This window comes from Devosia sp. (genome assembly GCF_028290645.1).
GTDB lineage: Bacteria > Pseudomonadota > Alphaproteobacteria > Rhizobiales > Devosiaceae > Devosia_A.
The window spans coordinates 1-4,351 of the sequence record NZ_JAQGJL010000353.1 but is presented as its reverse complement, the minus strand read 5'-3'; the positions used below and the strand labels follow the sequence as shown (position 1 = coordinate 4,351).

General features: G+C 67.8%; 5 protein-coding genes. All 5 read left to right on the top strand.

Features of this window, described 5'->3' with window-relative positions:
• Window positions 1–315, top strand: a 315-nt coding sequence (locus JWQ89_RS18805) for an IMP dehydrogenase (protein WP_299643506.1), incomplete at its 5' end; no start/stop codon positions are given.
• Window positions 316–379: 64 nt separating this feature from the next.
• Entirely contained in the window at window positions 380–823 is a 444-nt protein-coding gene (locus JWQ89_RS18800; protein ID WP_299643504.1) for an MAPEG family protein, read from the top strand.
• Entirely contained in the window at window positions 823–2,130 is a 1,308-nt protein-coding gene (locus tag JWQ89_RS18795) for an RsmB/NOP family class I SAM-dependent RNA methyltransferase (RefSeq protein ID WP_299643502.1), read from the top strand. Before JWQ89_RS18800 ends, JWQ89_RS18795 begins: the two co-directional genes overlap by 1 nt.
• Window positions 2,117–2,518 (top strand): hypothetical protein, encoded by a 402-nt coding sequence (locus JWQ89_RS18790; protein WP_299643500.1) that lies wholly within the window; start codon window positions 2,117–2,119, stop codon window positions 2,516–2,518. Before JWQ89_RS18795 ends, JWQ89_RS18790 begins: the two co-directional genes overlap by 14 nt.
• 298 nt (window positions 2,519–2,816) lie before the next feature.
• The coding region (gene guaA / locus JWQ89_RS18785) for a glutamine-hydrolyzing GMP synthase (protein WP_299643498.1) at window positions 2,817–4,351 on the top strand (1,535 nt) is incomplete at its 3' end.

Below are 4,351 nucleotides of genomic sequence, written 5' to 3'. Positions count from 1 at the left end.
GGCATGGGCTCGGTGGGCGCCATGGCCCGCGGCTCGGCCGATCGCTACTTCCAGGAAGAAGTGAACGACAGCCTGAAGTTGGTGCCCGAGGGCATCGAGGGCCAGGTGCCGTACAAGGGCGCGGCCGGCAACGTGCTGCACCAGTTGGCGGGGGGGCTGCGCGCCGCGATGGGCTATACCGGCTCGCCGACGCTCGAGGAGTTCCGCGACAACGCGGTGTTCGTCAAGATCTCCGGCGCCGGGCTCAACGAGAGCCACGTCCACGATGTCTCGATCACCCGCGAAAGCCCGAACTACCGCGGCGGCGGGAACTGAGGGCGAGCCGCGCTGGCATATGCCACCAGCACCGGGGCGGTGTGGTTGTAGTCGAGGTCTGTCGATGATCCTGACACCGAACGCGCTCTGGCTGGTCGCCGCGATCCTCGCCCAGGGCGGACTTGCCCTGGGGCTGCTCTGGTATCTCGGCACCATCCGCCTGCCGATGGTCGCGCGGGGCGAGGTGAAGATCGGGGACATTGCGCTCAGCCGCGAGGGCTGGCCAGAGCGCGAGCGCAAGGTGTCGAACGCCTTCGACAACCAGTTCCAGCTGCCGGTGCTGTTCTATGTGGCGTGCCTGCTCGCCATCGGCTTCGGCGCCAACCTGCTCGAGGTGCTGCTGGCTCTGGCCTTCGTCGTCAGTCGCTACGTCCACGCCTTCATCCACGTCACCACCAATCACGTGGTGCGCCGCTTCTGGGCCCATTTCGCCGGGCTCGTCGTGCTTTGCCTTTTGTGGCTGGACTTGCTAGTGCGCCTGATCTGCCTCGCCTTCGGAGCAAATTGATGAGACTGCCCGGCCGGATTGCCGCCGCCATCGAGGTGCTCGCCGATATCGACGCGCACAAGCGCCCGGTCGCCGAGGCGCTGAAGGCCTGGGGCCTCAACAATCGCTTCGCCGGGGCAGGGGACCGCGCCGCCATCGGCAATCTCGTCTACGACGCGCTGCGCCGGAAAAGCTCGCACGCCTTCGCCATGGGCTCGGATACGCCGCGCGCGCTGGTGCTGAGCGTCGTCGTGCGCGAGTGGGGCGAGGTCATCGACGAACTCAACGCCAGCTTCGTCGGCGACCGTTTCGCACCGGCCGAGATCGACGCCGACGAGGCGGCCAGGCTGACCGTGCCCGATCCGCTGGCCGGGGCGCCGAACGCTGTGCGCGCCGATGTGCCCGAATGGATCGCGCCGCAGCTTGCCGAGAGCCTTGGCGAGGATTGGGTGACCGAGGCACACGCCCTGTCGGGCCGGCCGCCGCTCGACCTGCGCGTCAATACGCTGAAGGCCAATCGCGACAAGGTGCTGCGCGGGCTCAGCCGGTTCGCTCCCGAGGCCGAGCTGCTCATTCCCGAAGGCGTGCGCTTTCCTGCCGGCGAACGCGACAGCCGTACGCCGAACGTGCAGAGCGAAGAGGGCTACCTCAAGGGCTGGTTCGAAGTGCAGGACTTCGGCAGCCAGATCGTCGCGGCGCTGGCCAGCGCCCGCGGCGGCGAGCAGGTGCTCGATCTCTGCGCCGGGGCCGGGGGCAAGACCCTCGCCATGTCGGCGGCGATGCAGAACCGCGGCCAGATCTTTGCCTATGACAGCGACCGCACCCGGCTCGCTCCGATCTACGACCGGCTGAAGCGCGCCGGGGCCCGCAACGTGCAGGTCCGCGCCCCGGGAGAGGGCGTGCTCGACGATCTCGTCGGCAAGGTCGATCGCGTCGTCGTCGATGCCCCGTGCACCGGCTCGGGCACCTGGCGGCGCCAGCCGACGGCGAAGTGGAAGCTGACGCCGGAACAACTCGCCGCCCGCGTCGAGGAGCAGCGCGCCATCCTCGCCGAGGCCGCGAGATACGTGAAGCCCGGCGGCACGCTGGTCTATATCACCTGCTCGGTGCTGCCGGACGAGAACACCCGGCAGGCCACCGCCTTCCTCGAGGCCAATCCGGCATTTGCGGCAGTCCCCGGCAACAAGCTGTGGATGAGCCTCTTCTCGGGCTCGAAGCTCCGCGCCCGCTTCACGCCCGAGGGCGGCGTGGCGTTGACCCCGCATCTCACCGGCACTGACGGCTTCTACGTCATCGCCATGCAGCGAGGCCCGGATGGCAGCGTCTGAGGACGGCGGCGTCCCCTCGGTCGCCATCATCGTCGGCTCGATCGTTTTCATCCTGCTTGCGGGGACCGTGATCTGGTTCGCCATCCCCGGCATCAGCGCCAGGCACCATTTCGTCTCGCCCTCCGGCGGCGTCGCGCTCGATATCGCCGAGCAATGCCGCGAACAGGACTGCGACCGAACCGTCATCGCCGAAACGCTTACCCCCGACGGCAGCACGGTCCGCAATGGCTGCAACTTCACACTCATCCAGACCCACCCGGTCCTGCTCAATGCCTATCCGCTCTGGGCTGCTGACGAGCGGACGGTCGAGATCGTCTACGCCGACGCCGAAGGACAGGGCGGCAAGTTCCTCCTCGACATCGCCGCCGACTGCACGCTCCCGGAGTAGGTCACTGGCCCATTGCCCCGCCTGCGTTCTGCCCTTCTTGCTGGACGAGGCGTTCACTACAGGGCGCTGAGGGTGCAACAAACTCGGTGTCATCCCAGCGAAAGCTGGGACCCATTTCTCGGCCCGTGCCGGTGGTGGGTTGGGTCCCAGCTTTCGCTGGGATGACATCGGTGAGGGGGGGCCGTAAGGATCACATCAGCCGCGACGGACCCGCCCACTCGAGCACCCCCACGCATCGCGGCACCCCCATGCGAACCACGCACTTGCACAATCCCCGGGCGCACTTTATTTCCGCGCCATGACAGACATCGCCGCCGTCCCCGCCGAGTCCATCCTCATCATCGACTTCGGGTCGCAGGTGACCCAGCTGATCGCCCGCCGCCTGCGCGAGACCGGCGTCTATTGCGAAATCCATCCGTTCCAGAGCGCCGGCGAGGCGTTCATCCGGATGCAGCCCAAGGGCGTGATCTTTTCCGGCGGCCCCGCCTCGGTGACCGAGGAGGGCAGCCCCCGGGCGCCGCAGGCCGTGTTCGACTCGGGCATCCCGATCCTTGCCATCTGCTACGGCCAGCAAACGCTGGCGCTGCAGCAGGGCGGCAAGGTCGAGGGCGGCCATGCCCGCGAGTTCGGCCGCGCCGACGTGCATATCCGCGAGACGAGCCCGCTGTTCGACGGCCTCTGGGAAGTAGGCGGGCGCTACCCGGTGTGGATGAGCCACGGTGATCGCGTCACCGAACTGCCCGAAGGCTTCACCGTGGTCGGCACCTCCGAGAACGCGCCCTTCGCTATCGCCGTCAACGAGCGCAAGCGCTACTACACCACCATGTTCCACCCCGAGGTGGTCCACACCCCTGATGGCGGCAGGCTGCTGGCCAACTTCGTCCACAACATCGTCGGGCTGAAGTCCGACTGGACCATGTCGGCCTACCGGCAGCGCGCCGTCGACAAGATCCGCGCCCAGGTCGGCAAGGGCAAGGTGATCTGCGCCCTTTCCGGCGGCGTCGATTCCTCGGTGGCGGCGCTCCTCATCCACGAGGCGATCGGCGACCAGCTGACCTGCGTGTTCGTCGATCATGGCCTGATGCGGATGAACGAGGCCGACGAAGTCGTCTCGATGTTCCGCGACCACTACAACATCCCGCTCGTCCACGTGGACGCCGCCGACATGTTCATCGGCGCGCTGGAAGGCGAAGCGGACCCCGAGACCAAGCGCAAGACCATCGGCCGGCTGTTCATCGAGGTGTTTGAGGAACAGGCCAAGCGCATCGGCGGCGCGCAGTTCCTCGCTCAGGGCACGCTCTACCCCGACGTCATCGAGAGCGTCAGCTTCTCTGGCGGCCCCTCGGTCACCATCAAGTCGCACCACAATGTCGGCGGCCTGCCGGCCCGCATGAACATGCAGCTGGTCGAGCCGCTCCGCGAGCTGTTCAAGGATGAAGTCCGGGCGCTCGGCCGCGAGCTCGGGCTGCCCGACCGCTTCGTCGGCCGCCACCCTTTCCCGGGCCCCGGCCTCGCCATCCGCCTGCCGGGCGGGGTGACGCGAGAAAAGCTCGACATCCTCCGCCGCGCCGACGCCATCTATCTCGACGAGATCCGGAAGGCCGGGCTCTACGACAAGATCTGGCAGGCCTTTGCCGTGCTGCTGCCGGTGCAGACCGTCGGCGTGATGGGAGACGGCCGCACCTACGAGTTCGTCTGCGCGCTCCGCGCCGTGACCTCCGTCGACGGCATGTCCGCCGACTTCTTCCCCTCCGACATGAACTTCCTCGGCCGCGCCGCCACCCGCTTCATCAAAGAGGTTCGCGGCATCAACCGGGTGGTCTACGACGTGAC